18 protein-coding genes and 2 tRNA genes (1 of these 20 cut by a window edge) are annotated in these 20,288 nt (G+C 60.5%); 16 read left to right on the plus strand and 4 right to left on the minus strand.

Going from position 1 to position 20,288, the window contains the following annotated elements:
- The first annotated feature begins 298 nt into the window (after window positions 1-298).
- From AC0IXA_RS08470 to pdeM, 9 genes are all read left to right on the plus strand, one after another.
- Entirely contained in the window at window positions 299-1,333 is a 1,035-nt protein-coding gene (locus tag AC0IXA_RS08470; protein WP_217852534.1) for a ligase-associated DNA damage response exonuclease, read from the plus strand.
- The gene (locus AC0IXA_RS08475) at window positions 1,330-3,018 is read left to right on the plus strand and encodes an ATP-dependent DNA ligase (protein WP_122505745.1); all 1,689 of its coding nucleotides are present in this window, start codon (window positions 1,330-1,332) and stop codon (window positions 3,016-3,018) included. The genes AC0IXA_RS08470 and AC0IXA_RS08475 overlap by 4 nt, the downstream gene beginning before the upstream one ends.
- Before the next feature lie 372 nt (window positions 3,019-3,390).
- Window positions 3,391-4,173 (plus strand): transporter substrate-binding domain-containing protein, encoded by a 783-nt coding sequence (locus AC0IXA_RS08480; protein ID WP_042608231.1) that lies wholly within the window; start codon window positions 3,391-3,393, stop codon window positions 4,171-4,173.
- A gap of 56 nt (window positions 4,174-4,229) precedes the next feature.
- Window positions 4,230-4,958, plus strand: a complete 729-nt coding sequence (locus tag AC0IXA_RS08485; RefSeq protein ID WP_016771383.1) for an ABC transporter permease — start codon at window positions 4,230-4,232, stop codon at window positions 4,956-4,958.
- Entirely contained in the window at window positions 4,955-5,665 is a 711-nt protein-coding gene (locus AC0IXA_RS08490) for an ABC transporter permease (protein WP_041478064.1), read from the plus strand. Before AC0IXA_RS08485 ends, AC0IXA_RS08490 begins: the two co-directional genes overlap by 4 nt.
- A gap of 27 nt (window positions 5,666-5,692) precedes the next feature.
- A complete protein-coding gene (locus tag AC0IXA_RS08495) occupies window positions 5,693-6,811 on the plus strand; it encodes a succinylglutamate desuccinylase/aspartoacylase family protein (RefSeq protein WP_471812594.1) in 1,119 nt (372 codons plus the stop codon).
- A gap of 12 nt (window positions 6,812-6,823) precedes the next feature.
- A complete protein-coding gene (locus AC0IXA_RS08500; protein WP_041478066.1) occupies window positions 6,824-7,588 on the plus strand; it encodes an ABC transporter ATP-binding protein in 765 nt (254 codons plus the stop codon).
- 193 nt (window positions 7,589-7,781) lie between these two features.
- A complete protein-coding gene (locus AC0IXA_RS08505; protein WP_471812596.1) occupies window positions 7,782-10,268 on the plus strand; it encodes a ligase-associated DNA damage response DEXH box helicase in 2,487 nt (828 codons plus the stop codon).
- Window positions 10,265-10,918, plus strand: coding sequence for a ligase-associated DNA damage response endonuclease PdeM (gene pdeM, locus AC0IXA_RS08510; protein WP_435896497.1), 654 nt, complete (start codon window positions 10,265-10,267; stop codon window positions 10,916-10,918). Before AC0IXA_RS08505 ends, pdeM begins: the two co-directional genes overlap by 4 nt.
- 44 nt (window positions 10,919-10,962) lie before the next feature.
- On the opposite strand, the gene AC0IXA_RS08515 is transcribed toward pdeM, so the two are convergent.
- The gene (locus tag AC0IXA_RS08515) at window positions 10,963-11,172 is read right to left on the minus strand and encodes a hypothetical protein (protein WP_016771389.1); all 210 of its coding nucleotides are present in this window, start codon (window positions 11,170-11,172) and stop codon (window positions 10,963-10,965) included.
- Between the two features lie 107 nt (window positions 11,173-11,279).
- Entirely contained in the window at window positions 11,280-11,846 is a 567-nt protein-coding gene (gene dcd / locus AC0IXA_RS08520; protein ID WP_007940589.1) for a dCTP deaminase, read from the minus strand.
- 355 nt (window positions 11,847-12,201) lie between these two features.
- Between dcd and AC0IXA_RS08525 the strand changes: the two genes are divergently transcribed.
- Window positions 12,202-12,411: a cold-shock protein gene (locus tag AC0IXA_RS08525; RefSeq protein ID WP_002554837.1), complete on the plus strand. Its 210-nt coding sequence runs from the start codon at window positions 12,202-12,204 to the stop codon at window positions 12,409-12,411.
- Between the two features lie 118 nt (window positions 12,412-12,529).
- Here the strand turns inward: AC0IXA_RS08525 and AC0IXA_RS08530 are convergent, their stop codons facing one another.
- Window positions 12,530-13,537 (minus strand): DUF481 domain-containing protein, encoded by a 1,008-nt coding sequence (locus AC0IXA_RS08530; RefSeq protein WP_024011896.1) that lies wholly within the window; start codon window positions 13,535-13,537, stop codon window positions 12,530-12,532.
- 165 nt (window positions 13,538-13,702) lie between these two features.
- On the opposite strand from AC0IXA_RS08530, the gene AC0IXA_RS08535 reads away from it, so the two are divergent.
- The 4 genes from AC0IXA_RS08535 (at window position 13,703) to AC0IXA_RS08550 (ending at window position 18,475) form a co-directional block, all read left to right on the plus strand.
- A complete protein-coding gene (locus AC0IXA_RS08535; protein ID WP_071174585.1) occupies window positions 13,703-14,056 on the plus strand; it encodes an MGMT family protein in 354 nt (117 codons plus the stop codon).
- Between the two features lie 43 nt (window positions 14,057-14,099).
- Window positions 14,100-15,659: an AmpG family muropeptide MFS transporter gene (locus tag AC0IXA_RS08540; RefSeq protein ID WP_041478070.1), complete on the plus strand. Its 1,560-nt coding sequence runs from the start codon at window positions 14,100-14,102 to the stop codon at window positions 15,657-15,659.
- A 129-nt stretch (window positions 15,660-15,788) separates the two neighbouring features.
- Window positions 15,789-17,504, plus strand: coding sequence for a proline--tRNA ligase (locus tag AC0IXA_RS08545; RefSeq protein ID WP_024011894.1), 1,716 nt, complete (start codon window positions 15,789-15,791; stop codon window positions 17,502-17,504).
- Between the two features lie 17 nt (window positions 17,505-17,521).
- Window positions 17,522-18,475, plus strand: a complete 954-nt coding sequence (locus AC0IXA_RS08550) for a hypothetical protein (protein ID WP_073475925.1) — start codon at window positions 17,522-17,524, stop codon at window positions 18,473-18,475.
- Between the two features lie 124 nt (window positions 18,476-18,599).
- On the opposite strand, the gene dinB is transcribed toward AC0IXA_RS08550, so the two are convergent.
- Window positions 18,600-19,661 (minus strand): DNA polymerase IV, encoded by a 1,062-nt coding sequence (gene dinB, locus AC0IXA_RS08555; RefSeq protein ID WP_471812605.1) that lies wholly within the window; start codon window positions 19,659-19,661, stop codon window positions 18,600-18,602.
- A gap of 278 nt (window positions 19,662-19,939) precedes the next feature.
- Here dinB and AC0IXA_RS08560 point away from each other — a divergent pair.
- A tRNA-Met gene (locus AC0IXA_RS08560) sits at window positions 19,940-20,016 on the plus strand.
- Between the two features lie 217 nt (window positions 20,017-20,233).
- Window positions 20,234-20,288: transfer RNA gene (locus tag AC0IXA_RS08565), tRNA-Met, on the plus strand (it continues 122 nt past the right edge of the window).

Raw genomic sequence — 20,288 nt, forward strand, 5'->3', positions numbered from 1 at the left:
AAGATCAACAGCCCCTCACCCTAGCCCTCTCCCGGAGGGAGAGGGGACTGATTGGGGGATGCTTGGGTCTTGCGCCGACCTGAAAGAGAGACGGTGAATCCAACATTGGATCAGGCTCAAGGCTGTGCCGGATCCATATTCAACTCGGTCCCCCAGGTCGATGTACCTCACCAGATACCTCGGTCGGCCCCCTCTCCCTCTGGGAGAGGGCTGGGGTGAGGGTAGCGCTTTAAAGCCGATCGAACTTCCAGCCTTACGCCCGCCTCATAGCTAACAAGCCCCCCATTCCGGTCACGACATGGATCTTGTTATTGCCCGACCTGAAGGTCTCTACTGCCCCGCCGGGGATTTCTATATCGATCCGTGGCGGCCGGTCGAGCGTTCGGTGATCACCCATGCCCATGGCGATCACGCGCGCACCGGTAATCAGCACTACCTGTCGAGCAGCGCCAGCGCCGGGATTCTGCGCGCGCGTCTGGGTCAGGACATCCAGTTGCAAACACTCGACTACGGCCAGCGCCTGACCCACCACGGCGTGACCCTGAGCTTTCACCCCGCCGGACATGTCCTCGGTTCGGCGCAGGTGCGCCTGGAATACGGCGGCGAAGTCTGGGTCGCATCGGGGGATTACAAGGTCGAGCCGGATGGCACCTGCGCCCCATTCGAACCGGTGCGCTGCCACACCTTCATCACCGAATCGACCTTCGGCCTGCCGATCTATCGCTGGCAGCCGCAGGCGCAGATCTTCGCCGAGATCAATCAGTGGTGGGCGGCCAATATCGCCGCCGGCAAGGCCAGCGTGCTGTTCTGCTACTCCTTCGGCAAGGCGCAGCGGATTCTCCACGGCATCGACGAAACCCTCGGGCCGATCCTCAGCCACGGCGCGGTCGAACCACTGAACCGTGTGTACCGCGATGCCGGCGTGTACCTGCCGCCGACGATTTATGCGGGCGACGTGAAAAAAAGCGACCCGATCATGCGCCAGGCGCTGGTCATTGCTCCGCCGTCAGCAGGCGGCAGTACCTGGATGCGTCGTTTCGGCGAGTTCAGCGATGCCTTTGCCAGCGGCTGGATGCGCCTGCGCGGGACCCGGCGGCGGCGCGGCGTCGATCGCGGTTTCGTCCTTTCCGATCACGCCGACTGGCCCGGCCTGCTGTGGGCGATCAACCAGACCGGCGCGGAACGGGTGATGGTCACCCACGGCTCGATCGGCGTGCTCGTGCGCCATCTGCGCGAACAGGGCCTCGATGCACAAGGCTTCACCACCGAATACGGCGATGACGAAGACGACAACATCGCCACCGAACCCACCGTTGCCGAGACATCGCCATGAAAGCCTTCGCCGAGTTATATGCCGAACTCGACGCCACCACGTCGAGCAACGCCAAGCTGGCGGCGATGCAGGCGTACTTCGCGCAGGCCGCGCCGGAAGATGCCGCATGGGCGGTATATTTCCTCTCCGGTGGTCGGCCTCGGCAGCTGGTACCGGTGCGCATCCTCCGTGAGCTGGCGGTTGCAGTTTCGGGACTGGAGCCGTGGCTGTTCGAAGAAAGCTACCAAGCCGTCGGCGATCTGGCCGAGACCATTTCTCTGGTACTACCGGAAAATTCCCACAGCTCCGAGGCCGGTCTTGCCGAATGGATCGAAGACAAGCTGCTGCCACTTCGCGGCGAAACGCCGGAGTATCTGGCGCGCCAGTTGCCAATGTTGTGGGCACAACTGGACCGGCCGAGCCTGATGCTGTGCATCAAGCTGATCACCGGCAGTTTCCGCGTTGGCGTGTCGAAGTTGCTGGTCACCCGCGCCCTCGCCTCAATGGCCGGGCTCGACAGCAAGCGCGTGGCACAGCGCCTGGTCGGTTACACCGATCTGTCGAACCGGCCCAACGCCGCCAGTTACCTGAAACTGATCGCCCCGGAATCCGCCGACGAACATGCCCAGCGCGGCGGCCAGCCCTACCCGTTCTTTCTTGCCCACGCCTTGTCGCAACCGGTCGAGGAATTCGAAGTTCTGCTCGGCCCCGCCAGCGACTGGCAGGTGGAATGGAAGTGGGACGGTATCCGCGCGCAGGTGGTCAAGCGCGACGGCAAGCTGTGGGTGTGGTCGCGCGGCGAGGAACTGGTGACCGAGCGCTTCCCCGAGTTCGATGTGCTGGTTCACGGCTTGCCCGACGGGACGGTGATCGACGGCGAAATCGTCGTGTGGAAGAGCACCCATCCGACTACTGAAGATGCCTTCGATCCGCAATCCGATGAGCCGCCGGCCGTGCAACCGTTCGCCCTGCTGCAGCAACGCATCGGGCGCAAGACCCTCGACAAGAAGATTCTCGAAGAAGTGCCGGTGGTGGTGCTGGCCTACGATCTGCTGGAATGGCAGGGCGAAGACTGGCGCAACCAGCCGCAGGTCAAGCGACGGGCGCAACTCGAAGAGGTGATCGCGCGCTGCAACAGCCCGGTACTGCTGCCCTCCCCTGTATTGACCGGCGAAGACTGGCTCGACCTCGGCCGCCAGCGCGAAGCGTCACGCAAACTCGGCGTCGAGGGCATGATGCTCAAGGCGCGCGATTCGTTGTATGGCGTCGGCCGGACCAAGGACATGGGCGTGTGGTGGAAGTGGAAGGTCGACCCGTTCAGCGTCGACGCGGTACTGATATATGCCCAGCGCGGACACGGCCGTCGCGCCAGTCTGTACAGCGATTACACCTTCGCCGTGTGGGACGGCCCGCCGGAATCCAGCCAGCGCTCGCTGGTACCGTTCGCCAAGGCGTATTCGGGGCTGACCGATGAAGAGATGCGTCAGGTCGACAGCATCGTGCGCAAGACTACCGTGGAGAAATTTGGCCCGGTCAGCAGCGTCAAGCCGAGCCTGGTGTTCGAACTGGGCTTCGAAGGCATCGCCCTGTCGCGCCGGCACAAGAGCGGCATCGCCGTGCGCTTTCCGCGCATGCTGCGCTGGCGCAAGGACAAGACCGTCGAAGAAGCCGACAGCCTCGCTACCCTTCAGGATCTGTTGGCCTAACCCCTTTTCACTGATCGTTCCCACGCTCTGCGTGGGAATGCAGCCCGGGACGCTCTGCGTCCCCCCAGAGCCGGACGCGGAGCGTCCGTTGATGCATTCCCACGCAGGAGCGTGGGAACGATCAGTCATCAGGGACAAATCCCTTGCCACAGTTTTACCTGCTCTCAGCCACGCGTTTGAACCGAAACAGTGCATGCAAACAGCAATGCCCGTTTCCGGGCATTCAACTACCCTTGCCTCTCTGCACTCGACCTTTTAAAACACCTGTTCGGCACTCTGGTTCGGAAATTGCTACTTTCTACAGGTCGTAAGCGTTGCAGTAACAATAATTCTGCGCCACAAGCGCTCATATTGGTTCTTAGGGATTGAATAATGAAAAAAGCATTGCTGACCCTTTCTGCACTGGCGTTGTGCATGGCCGCCGGCTCCGCGCTGGCCAAGGAATACAAAGAGCTGCGCTTTGGCGTTGACCCTTCGTACGCACCGTTCGAGTCGAAAGCGGCCGATGGCAGCCTGGTCGGGTTCGATATCGATCTGGGCAACGCGATCTGCGCCGAACTGAAGGTCAAGTGCAAATGGGTCGAAAGCGATTTCGACGGCATGATTCCGGGCCTCAAGGCCAACAAATTCGACGGCGTGATCTCGTCGATGACCGTGACCCCGGCGCGCGAGAAGGTCATCGACTTCTCCAGCGAACTGTTTTCCGGCCCGACCGCTTACGTGTTCAAGAAAGGCTCTGGCATCACCGCCGATGTCGCTTCACTCAAAGGCAAAACCGTTGGCTATGAGCAAGGCACCATTCAGGAAGCCTATGCCAAAGCCGTGCTGGACAAAGCCGGTGTGAAAACCCAGGCCTATCAGAACCAGGATCAGGTGTACTCCGACCTGACCTCCGGCCGTCTCGACGCCGGTATCCAGGACATGCTGCAAGCCGAACTGGGCTTTCTGAAGTCGCCAAAAGGCGCTGATTATGAAATCAGCCAACCGGTCGACAGCGAATTGCTGCCAGCCAAAACCGCTGTCGGTATCAAGAAAGGTAACACTGAGCTGAAAGCACTTTTGGATAAAGGTATCAAAGCGTTACACGACGACGGCAAATACGCCGAGATCCAAAAGAAACACTTTGGCGACCTGAATCTGTACAGCGGCAAATAATGCCCCGGCGCCCATCCCCGATGGGCGCCTTTTCCATCCGCTCAGGTTGCTGATTTATGTTTGAAACCCTCCTGCAAAATCTGGGGCTGGCCTCGTTCAGTCTGCAGGGCTTCGGCCCGTTGCTGCTGCAAGGCACCTGGATGACCATCAAATTATCGGCGATGTCGCTGCTGGTGGCCGTGTTGCTCGGCCTGCTCGGCGCCAGTGCCAAACTGTCGAAAGTCAAACTAGTGCGCCTGCCCGCGCAGCTCTACACCACGCTGATTCGCGGCGTGCCGGACCTGGTGCTGATGCTGTTGATCTTCTACAGCCTGCAAACCTGGCTGACGTCGCTGACCGACTACATGGAATGGGAATACATTGAAATCGACCCGTTCAGCGCCGGCGTGCTGACGCTGGGCTTCATTTATGGCGCGTATTTCACCGAGACCTTCCGTGGCGCCATCCTCGCGGTGCCGCGTGGTCAGGTCGAAGCCGCCACCGCGTACGGCCTCAAACGTGGCCAGCGCTTTCGCTTCGTGGTGTTTCCGCAAATGATGCGTTTTGCCCTTCCAGGCATCGGCAACAACTGGATGGTCATGCTCAAGGCCACCGCGCTGGTATCGATCATTGGCCTCGCCGATCTGGTCAAGGCAGCGCAGGACGCCGGTAAAAGCACCTATCAACTGTTCTACTTTCTGGTCCTTGCCGCCTTGATCTATCTGCTGATCACCAGTGCTTCGAACTTCATCCTGCGCTGGCTCGAACGCCGCTACGCCGCCGGTGCCCGGGAGGCCGTACGATGATCGAACTTCTCCAGGAATATTGGCGCGCCTTCCTTTATACCGACGGCCAGAACATCACCGGGCTGGCGATGACGATGTGGCTGCTGACCGCCTCGATCTGCATCGGCTTCATCGTCTCGATTCCGTTGTCGATTGCCCGCGTCTCGCCGCACTTCTACGTTCGCTGGCCGGTGCAGTTCTACACCTACCTGTTCCGTGGCACGCCGCTGTATATCCAGTTGCTGATCTGCTACACCGGCATCTACAGCCTCGCCGCCGTGCGCGAACAGCCGATCCTCGACAGTTTCTTTCGCGACGCGATGAACTGCACGATCCTCGCTTTCGCGCTCAATACCTGCGCGTACACCACGGAGATTTTTGCCGGGGCGATCCGCAGCATGAACCATGGCGAAGTCGAAGCGGCCAAGGCTTATGGCCTGACCGGCTGGAAGCTGTACGCCTACGTGATCATGCCGTCGGCCTTACGCCGTTCGTTGCCTTACTACAGCAACGAAGTGATCCTGATGCTCCATTCGACCACCGTGGCGTTCACCGCGACCATTCCCGATATTCTGAAAGTCGCGCGGGATGCCAATTCGGCGACCTTCCTGACCTTCCAGTCATTCGGCATCGCCGCGCTGATCTACCTGACCATTACTTTTGCGCTGGTCGGTCTGTTCCGCCTTGCCGAACGCCGCTGGCTGGCCTTCCTCGGGCCGACTCACTAGCCCCGGTTTGAAAATAAAGAGATAACAATGCGCCACCAGATTCATGACTTGCTGGCCCCGCTGCCGGGGACCGCACGGCAGATTCACAGTTTCCACTTCGGCCCACAGCAGGCCAAGGGCAAGGTGTACATTCAGGCCTCGCTGCATGCCGACGAACTGCCGGGCATGCTGGTCGCCTGGCACCTCAAGCAGCGTCTGGCCGAGCTGGAAGCTGCCGGCCGCCTGCGCAGCGAAATCGTCCTCGTGCCGGTGGCCAACCCGGTCGGCCTCGAACAAGTGCTGATGGACGTGCCGCTGGGCCGTTACGACCTGGAGAGCGGGCAGAACTTCAATCGCTGGTTCGTCGACCTCAGCGAAGAAATCGGCAACGCCATCGAAGGCCAACTGAACGACGATGCGCAGCACAACCTCGAACTGATCCGCGCCAGCCTGCGCGACGCCCTCGCCCGCCAGACGCCGGCCACACAACTGCAATCCCAGCGTTTGACCCTGCAACGCCTGGCCTGCGATGCCGACATGGTGCTGGACTTGCACTGCGACTTCGAATCGGTGGTGCACCTGTACACCACGCCCGAAGCCTGGCCACAGGTCGAGCCCTTGGCGCGCTACATGGAAGCGCAGGCTAGCCTGCTTGCTACCGATTCCGGCGGGCAGTCGTTCGACGAGTGCTTCACCCTGCTCTGGTGGCAACTGCGCGAGCGCTTCGGCGAGCAATTCGAGATTCCGCTGGGCAGCTTTTCGGTGACCGTCGAATTGCGCGGTCAGGGCGACGTCAATCACCCGCTGGCCAGCCGCGATTGTCAGGCGCTGATCGACTATCTGATCCAGTTCGATGCCATCGTCGGCGAGACCAAGCCGCAACCGCCGCTACCGTACCCGGCCACGCCGCTGGCCGGGGTCGAACCGGTGACCACGCCAGTCGGCGGCCTGCTGGTGTACTGCGCCACGCCCGGCCAATACTTGGAGGCCGGCCAGCAGATCGCCGAAATCATCGACCCGATCCATGACAAGGTCACCCCCATTCATTGCACCGCCGCCGGCCTGCTGTATGCGCGCTCGCTGCGGCGCATGGCCACTGCCGGCATGGTCATCGCCCACGTCGCGGGCGCCCAGGCCTATCGCAGCGGCTACCTACTTTCGCCTTGAGGATGCTCGTCCATGTACAAACTGACCGTTGAAGGCCTGCACAAAAGCTATGGCGATCATCAGGTGCTCAAAGGCGTTTCGCTCAAGGCCAAAACCGGCGACGTGATCAGCCTGATCGGCGCCAGCGGCTCGGGCAAAAGCACCTTTTTGCGCTGCATCAATTTCCTTGAACAACCCAATGACGGCGCCATGAGCCTCGATGGCCAGGCGATCCGCATGGTCACCGACCGCCACGGCATGCACGTCGCCGACGCCGATGAACTGCAACGCCTGCGCACGCGGCTGGCGATGGTGTTCCAGCATTTCAACCTGTGGAGCCACATGACCGTGCTGGAAAACATCACCATGGCCCCGCGCCGGGTGCTGGGCTGCAGCAAACAGGAAGCCGAGGATCGCGCCCGACGTTATCTGGACAAAGTCGGCTTGCCGGCGCGGGTCGCCGATCAATACCCGGCGTTTCTCTCCGGCGGTCAGCAACAGCGCGTGGCGATCGCCCGGGCACTGGCGATGGAACCGGAAGTGATGCTGTTCGACGAACCGACCTCGGCACTCGACCCGGAACTGGTCGGCGAAGTGCTGAAAGTGATTCAGGGCCTGGCCGAGGAAGGCCGGACGATGATCATGGTCACCCACGAAATGAGTTTTGCGCGCAAGGTGTCGAATCAGGTGCTGTTTCTGCATCAGGGTCTGGTGGAAGAAGAAGGCGCGCCGGAAGACGTGCTGGGCAACCCGAAAAGCGAACGCCTGAAGCAATTCCTGAGCGGCAATCTTAAATAAGGTTGGCACTCAACCCTTTGTGGGAGCGAGCCTGCTCGCGAAAGCGGTTTATCAGTCAACATCAATGTTGAAGGTGACATCGCATTCGCGAGCAGGCTCGCTCCCACGGGGGAATCCACCGACCGACAAAGTTAAACTTGTCCCCCCGCTTCGCTGTCTCTGAAACAACACCTCCAGAGCGCACGCAGCCGGCATGGCGAAATCCCGCGACTTTGCAAAAACCTGGTTCAGCGCCCGCGACTGGAAGCCGTTCGCCTTTCAGAAACAGGTGTGGGCGGCGGTGAAAAACGGCGAATCCGGGTTGCTCCACGCCAGCACCGGCGCCGGTAAAACCTATGCGGTGTGGTTTGCTGCGCTCAACCGCTTCGCCCGCCTGCAACCGCCCGTGGCTACACCGCGCAAACGCAAACCGCCGGCCGAGCCGTTGACAGTGCTGTGGATCACGCCCATGCGCGCCCTCGCCGCCGATACCGCCCGCGCGCTGCAAAGCCCGGTGGATGATTTACAGATTCCGTGGTCCATCGGCCTGCGCACCGGCGATACCAGCAGCAGCGAACGCGCCCGCCAGGGCCGACGTCTGCCGACCACGCTGATCACCACACCGGAAAGCCTGACTCTGTTGCTCGCCCGCGCCGATGCGCGCACCGCGTTGTCGACCCTGCGCATGATCGTCGTGGATGAATGGCACGAGTTGCTCGGCAACAAACGCGGCGTGCAACTGCAACTGGCCCTCGCTCGCCTGCGGCATTGGCAGCCGGAACTGATCGTTTGGGGCGTGTCCGCCACCCTCGGTAATCAATCCCACGCCGAGCAAGTGCTGATCCCACAGGGCGGCGTCAGTGTTCAGGGCAAAAGCGAAAAAACCCTGCAAGTCGACACCCTGCTGCCACCGGCCATCGAGCGTTTTCCCTGGGCCGGCCACATCGGTCTGAAGATGCTGCCGCAAGTGGTGGCCGAGCTCGACGCCTGCGCCAGCAGCCTGGTGTTCACCAACACCCGCGCGCAATCGGAGATCTGGTATCAGGCGCTGCTGGAAGCGCGGCCGGACTGGGCCGGGTTGATCGCGCTGCATCACAGCTCACTGTCACGCGATACCCGCGACTGGGTCGAGCAGGCGTTGAAGAATGGCCAATTGAAAGCGGTGGTGTGTACCTCAAGCCTGGACTTGGGTGTGGATTTCCTCCCGGTCGAGCGTGTATTGCAGATCGGCTCGGCCAAAGGCGTTGCGCGGTTGATGCAACGTGCCGGCCGTTCCGGTCACGCACCGGGGCGCACCTCGCGGGTGACGCTGGTGCCGACCCACAGCCTGGAGCTGATCGAAGCGGTTGCCGCACGCGATGCCGTCGAACAGCGGCGCATAGAGCCGCGTCTGTCACCGCACAAGCCGCTGGATGTGCTGGTCCAGCATTTGGTCAGTATGGCCCTTGGCGGTGGCTTTATTCCTGAAGACTTGTACGAAGAAGTCCGTGGTGCCTGGGCTTATCGTGACCTGACAGCGGCAGACTGGGCCTGGGCGCTGGCGTTCGTACGCCATGGCGGGATGTCTCTTACAGCGTATCCGGATTACCGCCGGGTCGAGCCGGACGAACACGGCGTCTGGCGCGTGCCGGATGCGCGTCTGGCGCGGCGCCATCGTATGAGCATCGGCACCATCGTCAGCGACGCGAGTATCAACCTGAAATTCTGGAGCAAGGGCGGCGGTGGCAAACAACTGGGCAGCGTCGAGGAAGGCTTTATCGCGCGACTGAAACCCGGCGATGGTTTCCTCTTCGCCGGGCGCCTGCTGGAACTGGTGCGGGTGGAAAACATGACCGCCTACGTCAAACGCAGCACCGCAAAAAAAGCCGCCGTGCCGCGCTGGAATGGCGGACGCATGCCGTTATCCAACGAACTGGCCGAAGCAGTGGTGACGCGCTTCAGCGCCGCTGCTCAAGGTCAGTTCAACGGCCCGGAAATGCACGCGCTGCGGCCGCTGCTGGAGACGCAGATACGCTGGTCCGGCTTGCCCACCACGGAAAATCTGCTGGCCGAGGTACTGAAATCCCGCGAAGGCTGGCATCTTTTCCTCTATCCGTTCGCCGGGCGCCAAGTGCATCTGGGACTGGCGAGCCTGCTGGCGTGGCGCGTCAGTCAGCGGCAACCGGTGACCTTCTCGATTGCCGTGAATGATTACGGCCTGGAACTGCTCAGCGCCACGCCGGTGGATTGGGCCGCGCATCTCGACGCTCACCTGTTCAACGCCGATGACTTGTTGCTGGATGTGCTGGCCAGCCTCAATGCCGGTGAGCTGGCGTTGCGCCGCTTCCGCGAAATCGCGCGGATCGCCGGGCTGGTGTTCGCCGGGTATCCGGGCGCACCAAAGAGTACCCGCCAGGTGCAGGCGTCGAGTGGCTTGTTTTTCCAGGTGTTCAAACAATATGACGCCGACAACCTGCTGCTGGCCCAGGCCGGGGAAGAAGTCCTACGCGAGGAACTGGATATTCGTCGTCTGGAACAGACACTGGAGCGCATCAATCAGATGAAACTGGACGTGCATCAGGTTAAACGTCCTACACCACTGGGTTTTCCGCTGCTGGTGGAGCGGATGCGCGAGAGCATGAGTTCGGAAAAGCTGGCTGACAGGATCAGAAGAATGGTCGGTGACCTGGAAAAAACCGCTGATAACGGAAAATCGTCGTGAGTGCCTACCCGGTGCGTTTGGCCGGTGAGGAGTTGTGGCTGCTGCCGGAGAAAGCCCTGTACTGGCCAGCGCAGGAAGCATTGCTGATCGCCGATGTGCATTTCGGTAAAGCAGCGGCCTATCGCAGCCTCGGCCAGCCGGTGCCGCATGGCACGACGGCGAGCAACATCGAGGTAATCGACGCGTTGCTGGCACGGCTGCCGTGTCGCCAGTTGATTTTTCTCGGTGATTTCTTGCATGGGCCTGGCTCACATGTCCCGACCACATTGAATGCGCTGGCAGAGTGGCGAGCGCGCCACGCTGACCTGCCGATGACGCTGATTCGCGGCAACCACGACAAACGCGCGGGCGACCCGCCGGCCTCGCTGAATATCCGCGTAGTGCCAGAGCCGCTGTTACTCGGGCCGTTTGCCTTGCAGCATGAGCCCGATGCGCATCCGGAACGGCACGTGATCGCCGGCCATGTGCACCCGGTCTATCGGCTGCATGGCAAAGGTCGGCAGAGTCTGCGCCTGGCTTGTTTCAGACTCGGTGAGCGCATCAGCCTGATGCCAGCATTCGGTGCGTTTACTGGCGGCTATCAGGTCGAGCGCGACGACAGTTGCAAGGTCTTCGTGATCGGCGACAACGAAATATGGCCCGTCAGCTAGATCGCAAATCGATCAGACTGACGGGCCATATTCATGACAGTGGATCAGGCAACAGGCGCCGGAGGCGGCTCGTCCGGCAGCGTCGGTTCGCCTGGTTCGGTCGGTTGTTCGTTGGGAGTATCGGGATCGGGCTGGCCGGGTACGCCGCCGGACAGGCTCAAAGACGGATTCGCCAGTAACGACCAGGCCAGAACGCCTATCTGATTGGGCTCAAGCCTTGCCAGTTCAGCGCTGATTCGCGGGTCGATCTTCATAGGGCACTCCTCAGTGAAGGCCCGAATTTGTGTGTAACAAAAACGGGCAGTACACCCCATAGAGTGTCTGCCCGCCAAAGAATTCCCGACATCCGTCGGATGGTCGATCAGGTACGCGGCAAGGTTACGCCACGCTGGCCCTGATATTTGCCGCCACGATCCTTGTAGGAAACTTCACATTCTTCATCGGATTCGAGGAAGAGCATCTGCGCCACGCCTTCGTTGGCGTAGATTTTCGCCGGCAGATTGGTGGTGTTCGAGAACTCCAGCGTCACATGACCTTCCCACTCAGGCTCGAGCGGAGTGACGTTGACGATGATGCCGCAGCGCGCGTAGGTGCTTTTACCCAGGCAGATGGTCAGCACGTTGCGCGGAATGCGGAAGTACTCGACGGTGCTGGCCAGGGCGAAGGAGTTCGGCGGAATGATGCAGACGTCGCTGTGGATGTCGACGAAGCTGCCGGCGTCGAAGTTCTTCGGGTCGACAATGGCCGAGTTGATGTTGGTGAACACCTTGAAGTGGTTGGTGCAACGCACGTCGTAGCCGTAGCTCGACACGCCGTAGGAAATCACCCGGCTGTCGTCGCTGCCGCGCATCTGGCGCTCGACGAACGGTTCGATCATGCCGTGTTCCTGCGCCATGCGGCGAATCCACTTGTCCGATTTGATGCTCATGGCGGGTTTGTCCTGAATAGCGAGGTGGAAAAATTCTGTCCGGCATCTTACCGGGCGCGTCGCCGCGATCAAAGTGCGCAACGCAATTCTCGGCGAACACCCCGTATTTACGCGCTGTGGCGACGAACCGTCGCACCGCCGATCCCTAAAACACAGAATCCTTTGCAAGAAACATTGGCACGTTCCGGAAAAAGGGTTAAGGTGGCGTCACTGTGTTGCTTGTGTCACTGAGAATCTCTACACGATATGTTGAATTTCGATCCAACCATCTACAAGAATTTTTCCTGCTCTTTGCACTCAGTCTCGGCCAGGGTTCTTCCTGAGTCGCAGTTATCTTTGTTCAAGGAGTTACACCATGTCTAATCGCCAAACCGGTACCGTTAAGTGGTTCAACGATGAAAAAGGCTTCGGCTTCATCACTCCACAATCCGGTGACGACCTGTTCGTTCACTTCAAAGCTATCCAATCCGACGGCTTCAAAAGCCTGAAAGAAGGCCAACAGGTTTCTTTCATCGCTACCCGCGGTCAGAAAGGCATGCAAGCTGAAGAAGTACAAGTTATCTAACTTGCAGCTTCTTTAGAAAAGAGCCCCGCCCTTAAAAGCGGGGCTTTTTTGTGGGCGCCTGTTTTGTTCAGGCAAAAAAAATCGCAGCCCGAAAGGCTGCGATTTTTCGTTTGTGTTTTTACCAAGCCACACCAAACCCTGCGGTATATCGGGTCTTGTTCAGATCCGCATCGTTGGTGCCACTGATGATGTCGCGCTCGGCCTTGAGGTTGAGCGAAGCCCAGTCGGTGACCTTGTAGCGCAGGCCCAGCTCGGCATCCAGTGCGTAATCGGCAACACCCGACAGCGGCTTGCCGACTTCGCCATTGGTGAAGAACTCGACCTTCTTGCCGATCAGGTAGCGGTTGTAGTCCCACTTCATCGCGACGGAGTAGAAGTTGTCCTTGCTGCCATCGCGATACTCGTAATCGGTTCGGTTAAGCAACGAGCCCAGCGAGAACGCGCCGAGTTCGTCGTCCCAGAACTGGTAGCCGGGACCGGTACCGACCACGCGCTGACGCGCCAGCTCTTCGATGTGATCACGCTTGTAGTTGATGCGTCCCTGCCAGAACCACTGATCGGTGAGGAAGCGGTCGAGGGAGTATTCGGCGCGCCAGTTGTTGGTGGTGGTTTCCGCATCCTGGACTTCGCGGTTGTACTCGCCCTCGCCGGTATGCCGCCAGCGGCCATGGCGAGCCGAAGTCTTGAAGGCAACGTCGTAATCGTCGGTGTCCTTTTCGGCGCGCTGATAGTCCAGCGCCAGATCGACGTTGCCCTTCCATACCAGGTCAGTGACGATCGGCTTGGGTTTGAGGATCTGCTGAATGCTCGCCAGCTCGACCGTCTTCGGCGCCTCGCCGTTGGCCAGGGTGACCTTGCCATCGTCGGCCGCCGTCAGCGACTTCGACACTTCGCCGGCATAGGCGTCCTGCTTCACCAGCAGATGCTGATCGCTGTCGAGGGTCTTGACCTCTTTCCAGTCAATCGCCACTGCGCCGGCGTATTTGGTCTGGATCAACAGCTTGCCGCCGTCGAATACCGTGATAGTGCCACTCAGCTTGTCGCCGTTTTTCAACCAGACGGTGTCGGCAAGCAGGGGCGTGGACGCGCTGAAAACAGCAAGGCACAACAGGGTTCTGGGGAACATAAGCAGATCGGGGGCTCGGAGTTGGCGAAAAGGGTCGGCATTATTCGTAGGATTTTGCCCATGACAAGGACTGACCGGACTATTTCAATTGAGTTCATTTCTCAATTGCGCCACGAGCGATTACCCTTGTCGCCATCATCACGCCAATGCTCAGGAGCCGCGTACGTGAAAGACCCGCTCGACAGCGTCGAAAATGATGCGCAAATCCGACGCACGGCACTCTACTCGACGCTCGCGCAAGTGCCTGAAGGCAAAGTCGTCAGTTATGGCCAGTTGGCCGAACTTGCCGGGCTGGGCCGCGCCGCGCGCTGGGTCGGGCGGACTTTGAGCCAGTTGCCTGGCGACACCAGGCTGCCCTGGCACCGCGTACTCGGCGCCGGCGGGCGCATCAGTCTGCCGGTCGGCAGCCCCTCCGGTGATGAACAACGTGCGCGATTGCGTATGGAAGGCATCACCGTCCAGAACAATCGTGTGGATATTCGGCGCCATGGCTGGCGTCCGGTAGAGCACAGCGGTTAGAGTGCGCGCTTTGTTTTCGCAATTTTGAGGCAGACTTCAGCCCATGCCCCGTAAAACCTGGCGCGCCGCGCTCGCCGCCTATGCCAGTCCTTCGACGCTCGTGCTGTTGTTGCTCGGTTTTGCCGCCGGCCTGCCGTACATGCTGGTGTTCTCGACGCTCTCCGTATGGCTGCGTGAAGCAGGCGTGGCCCGTGAAACCATTGGCTATGCCAGCCTGATCGGCCTGGCGTATGCGTTCAAATGGGTCTGGTCGCCCCTGCTTGACCAATGGCGCCTGCCCTTGCTGGGCAAGCTCGGCCGCCGCCGTTCCTGGCTGGTGCTCTCCCAGGCACTGGTGATTCTCGGGCTGATCGGCATGGGCTTCTGTGATCCGCAAAAACATTTGTCCTGGCTGATCGCCATTGCCGTCGTCGTCGCCTTCGCCTCGGCCACGCAGGATATCGCGGTCGACGCCTATCGCCTGGAAATCGCCGATGACAGCCGCCAGGCCGCCCTCGCCGCCAGCTACATGTCCGGTTATCGTGTTGCTGCCCTGCTCGCCACCGCCGGCGCGCTGTTCTTCGCCGAAGGTTTCGGCTCAACCGGCTTCAACTATAAGCACGCGGCGTGGACCGGCACCTATGTACTGTTTGGCGCATTGATGGTGCCCGCACTGCTGACTACGCTGTTCATGCGCGAACCACCGGTGCCGCTGCGCACGCAGTTGCAGGCCGGGCGCTATACGTTCATGCATCAATTGATGTCGGTGTTCGTGCTGATCGTGCTGCTGGTTTCCGTACCGGCGATGTTCACCCAGCTATACAACACCGATTTCGCCGGCGTGCTGTTCGGCGACATGAGCCCACTCGATTTGCTGCTCGAAGACCGCGCCTTCCTGCGTGCCATCCTCTATACGTTGCTGACGGGGATGTGTCTGTCGGCCATGGGCCGGCGCGGACTGGCGCCGGTACTGACGCCGATCAATGACTTCATCCTGCGTTATCGCTGGCAGGCGCTGCTGCTGCTGGGCCTGATCGCCACTTACCGAATGTCCGACACGGTAATGGGCGTCATGGCCAACGTGTTCTACATTGACCAGGGCTTCACCAAGGATCAGATCGCCAGTGTCAGCAAGATCTTCGGTCTGATCATGACCCTCGTCGGTGCCGGCATGGGTGGCCTGTTGATCGTGCGTTTCGGCATTCTGCCGATCCTGTTTATCGGCGGTGTGTCTTCGGCAGCGACCAACCTGCTGTTCGTCATGCTCGCGGACATGGGCCCGAACCTGCAGATGCTGGTGGTGACCATTTCCCTCGACAACTTCAGCTCGGGCCTGGCGACATCGGCGTTCGTTGCCTACCTGTCGAGCCTGACCAACCTGAAGTTTTCCGCAACGCAGTACGCCCTGCTCAGCTCGATCATGTTGCTGCTGCCGCGCCTGATGGGCGGCTATTCCGGCGTGCTGGTCGAGAAGTTCGGTTATCACAGCTTCTTCCTCATTACCGCCCTGCTCGGCGTACCGACGCTGCTACTGATCGCGCTGCACTGGTTCCAGGAGCGCCGCCGCGAAGGACAAACACCGACGCCCGAGCCTGCACCGACGCCCGTCACCGAGGAATCGTAGGACGCTTCGCCAATGGCGGGAGGAATCCCGCCGCTGGCGCCTTCCGCCGGCCACACTTCTGTACGTCAGCAAAACTCGCCGGTACACTGCTCCGTCATTTCCAGTCATAGCAACCGACAACGGCCAACCATGCGCACCAGTCAATTTTTGCTCGCCACACAGAAAGAAACGCCTTCCGACGCGGTCGTGATCAGCCACCAGCTGATGCTGCGCGCCGGCATGATCCGCAAGCTTGCCTCGGGCCTGTACACCTGGCTGCCGATGGGCCTGCGAGTCATGCGCAAGGTCGAAGCCATCGTTCGCGAAGAAATGAACGCTGCCGGTTCTCTAGAAGTGTTGATGCCGAGCACCCAACCGGCCGAGCTGTGGCAGGAATCGGGGCGCTGGGAAGAATACGGCCCTGAGCTGCTGCGCATCAAAGACCGCCACGGTCGTGATTTCTGCGCGGGCCCGACCCACGAAGAAGTGATCACCGATCTGATGCGCAACGAGTTGAGCAGCTACAAACAGCTGCCAATCAACCTGTACCAGATCCAGACCAAATTCCGCGATGAAATCCGCCCACGCTTCGGTTTGATGCGCGGCCGCGAATTCATCATGAAGGACGCCTACTCCTTCCACGCTGATCAGGCGTCGCTGCAGATCACTTATGACCGCATGCATGAAGCCTACTGCAACATCTTCACGCGTCTGGGTCTGAAATTCCGTCCGGTAGAAGCCGACAACGGCTCGATCGGCGGCGCCGGCTCCCACGAATTCCACGTGCTGGCCGAGTCCGGCGAAGACGATATCGTCTTCAGCAACGGTTCCGACTACGCGGCGAACATCGAAAAAGCCGAAGCGGTGCCTCGGGAAACCTCGCGCCCTGCGCCAACCGAAGAACTGCGCTTGGTCGATACGCCTGACACCAAGACCATCGCGGCGCTGGTGGAAAAATTCAATCTGCCGATTGAAAAGACCATCAAGACCCTGATCGTCCACGCCGAAGAAGAAGGCAAGCTGATCGCGCTGGTGATTCGTGGCGACCACGAACTGAACGAAATCAAGGCTGCCAACCAGCCTGGCGTGGCCAGCCCGCTGGTGATGGCCTCCGATGCCGAACTGCGTGACGCGATCGGCGCCGGCGCTGGTTCGCTCGGCCCGCTGAACCTGCCACTGCCGATCATCATCGACCGCTCGGTCGCGATGATGAGCGACTTCGGTATTGGCGCGAACATCGACGACAAGCACTACTTCGGCGTGAACTGGGAGCGTGATCTGCCGGTTCCGACCGTTGCCGACCTGCGCAACGTCGTCGCCGGCGACCCAAGCCCGGACGGCAAAGGCACGCTGGAAATCAAGCGCGGCATCGAAGTCGGCCACATCTTCCAGCTGGGCAACAAGTACAGCAAGGCGATGAAGTGCGAAGTGCTGGGCGAAAACGGCAAGCCAGTGACCCTGGAAATGGGCTGCTACGGCATTGGCGTTTCCCGCGTGGTGGCTGCTGCCATCGAGCAGAACAACGACGCCAACGGCATTATCTGGAGCGACACCCTGGCGCCATTCCAGATCGCGCTGGTACCGCTGCGCTATGAAACCGAGCAGGTGCGCGAAGCCACTGACAAGCTCTATGCCGAACTGACGGCGGCCGGCTTCGAAGTGCTGCTGGACGATCGCGACAAGAAAACCAGCCCGGGCATCAAGTTTGCGGACATGGAGCTGATCGGCATTCCACACCGGATCGTGGTCAGCGACCGCGGCCTCGCCGAAGGCAACCTGGAATACAAGAGTCGTTCCGAAGCAGAGGCGCAAGCACTGCCGGTGGCCGATGTTGTGTCCTTCCTTCAGGCCCGTATCCGCCGCTGAAACCAGATAGAGACGTCATGTTCAAGCGAAACACCTTAGGCCTCGGTGGCGCCGCCCTGTGCGGCGCCCTGCTGGTCAGCGGCTGCGCCAATCACATGTCGCAACGCAGCGAGCACGAAGAGCGGGTCGAGCGAAAACTGCTCGATCACAGCCTGCAGATCGATGTCGGCGAGCCCAAGGTGCTCGAGCTGCCGCAGCGACGCGTGAAGATCAACGAGCAGAAGACTTTCGAAGTCACCGAGTTCGAGGTCACCCGTCGTTACGACCGCTACACGCCTTACCAACCCTGGCGCGAAGTCTACGAGATTCCGCTGGGCGCGGTGGCCGTGGTCGGTGGTGTCGGTGCGAACGTGGTCAACGTGTTCGCTCTCGGTAACCTGCCGGACAGCGTCACCAAGGATTGGCTGAGCTACGGTTTCGCCGGGCTCAACCCGTTCATGAACGTGCAGTCCAACGGTCGCGCGCAGCAGAACCTCGCGGGCATCGACGAAGTCCAGCGCGACAAGCGCACGGAGTATTCGAGCCTGCCGTGGAGCGAACGACCGGTGCAGGTCAAGGCCGGCAAGCAGACCTTCGACATGACTACCGACCGCAACGGCGTGCTGCGCTTGAATCTGCTCGATAGCCCTTTCGCCGAACATGACCTCAACCATGTTGGCCGCTTGCAGATCAGTGTCGAAGACGCCAAGGACGACGTGCATACCGACTCGACCCTGATGCTCAGCGGCCACCTGCGCGGCAAGTTGATCGAGGCGCACGGGCTGATTTATGACGACCTGGAAGATGATGAGGTGAGCCAGTGGGTACACCGGGTCAAACGCCTGTCGGAGCTGGGCCTGGAAGAAGAAGCCAGCGAACTGGAACAAAGCCTGATCGAACTGACCCGCAATGATCCCGAGTTGCAGACTGAGTTTCTCAAGTCTCTGGCCAAGGATGCCGGGCGCCTGGTTGCAGATCCGGGACCGAATTAAAGCTTAGAAGCTTCGTCGGAACGCCGCCCGGAGCAGGCTCGCTCCCACAACGGATCTGTGAACGACGCAGATCCAATGTGGGAGCGAGCCTGCTCGCGAAGAGGCGCTGCCAGGCGCCGCAAATCTACCGCTCAAACAACTCCATCTGCTCAAACCCGCCCCGCAAATCCTCCAGCCTCACCCCCACCCCTAACAACCGCACCGGTTTGCCGCCGCGATTGAACGCCTGCGTCAGCATCAACTGGTAACTGCCAAGGTCCCGCCCTGCCCCGGCCTGTTCCAGCGTGGTCTGGGTGAAATCATGGAATTTGACTTTGACGAACGGCTTGCCCGGTCGATAACTGCTGTCGATCCGCGCCATGCGGTTTTTCAAGGTGTCGAGCAACTCGGGCAATTTGTCCAGGCAGCTGCGCAAGTCCGGCAGATCCACGTCGTAGGTGTTTTCCACGCTGATCGACTGCCGCCGGCTGTCGTTATGCACCAAACGATCATCGATTCCACGGGCCAGATTCCACAAGCGCTCGCCGAAACTGCCGAATTCGCGCACCAGCGCTAGCCTGCCCCACTCGCGCAGGTGCTGGCAGTCGACGATGCCGAGCTTTCCGAGCTTGTCGGCGGTGACCTTGCCGACGCCGTGCAGCTTGCTCACCGGAAGACTGCTGACGAAATCCTCGACCTGATCCGGGGTGATCACGAACAAACCGTTGGGTTTTTTCCAGTCGCTGGCGATCTTCGCCAGAAACTTGTTCGGCGCAACGCCAGCTGAGACGGTGATGTGCAACTGGTTGGAGACCCGGCGGCGAATGTCCTGGGCGATGCGCGTGGCGCTGCCGCCGAAATGCGCGCTGTCCGACACATCGAGGTAGGCCTCGTCCAGCGAAAGCGGCTCGATGAGATCGGTGTAATCGGCAAAGATCGTATGAATCTCCTTCGACGCTTCGCGATAAGCCTCCATGCGCGGCTTGACGATGGTCAGGTCCGGGCACAGCTTCAATGCATGCCCGGAGGCCATGGCCGAGCGCACACCATAGGCGCGCGCTTCATAGTTGCAGGTGGCAATCACCCCGCGCCGATCCGCCGAACCACCCACCGCCAAAGGCTTGCCGGCCAGACGCGGATCATCGCGCATCTCGATGGCGGCGTAGAAACAGTCACAGTCGATGTGGATGATTTTTCGCTGGGTCATGTCGGAAAAAGGAACGTGGCAAGCCGGAGCCGCAGTATCTCATTGGCACCTGTATATAGCACCAGTGGTTCAATGTTCTTTTCCGACCGTAGGAGAATTCCGATGAATTTATTTTTTCAATCACAGATCAGCGGGTAATAGAGCTGAAAGCCTTGCGCCACCTGCCCTGCGCGCCGGCCAACCGTCGCAAAAAGACGCTAAGCGCTTGAACCTCAACAGATTTATCCCGATTGACGGTTGACACACTCGCGAACCTCTGTAGAATGCCGCCACACAGACGCGGGATGGAGCAGTCTGGTAGCTCGTCGGGCTCATAACCCGAAGGTCGTCGGTTCAAATCCGGCTCCCGCAACCAAACATCAGAAAAGGCTACTCGAAAGAGTGGCCTTTTTTGTGCGCGTCTGTTTTGCAAACTGGCGCGCCGCGCAGTCGCTAGCGAAACGGCAATCCGTTACATTTCCGAAACTTACGCATCACCTGCGACCGTTTGCCGCGATTTCGCAGTTATTTGGCCCATTCCGGGATTAGCGGTTGACACCTCGTCGTTCGCCTGTAGAATGCCGCCACACAGACGCGGGATGGAGCAGTCTGGTAGCTCGTCGGGCTCATAACCCGAAGGTCGTCGGT

It is taken from the genome of Pseudomonas sp. AC083 (genome assembly GCF_979253165.1).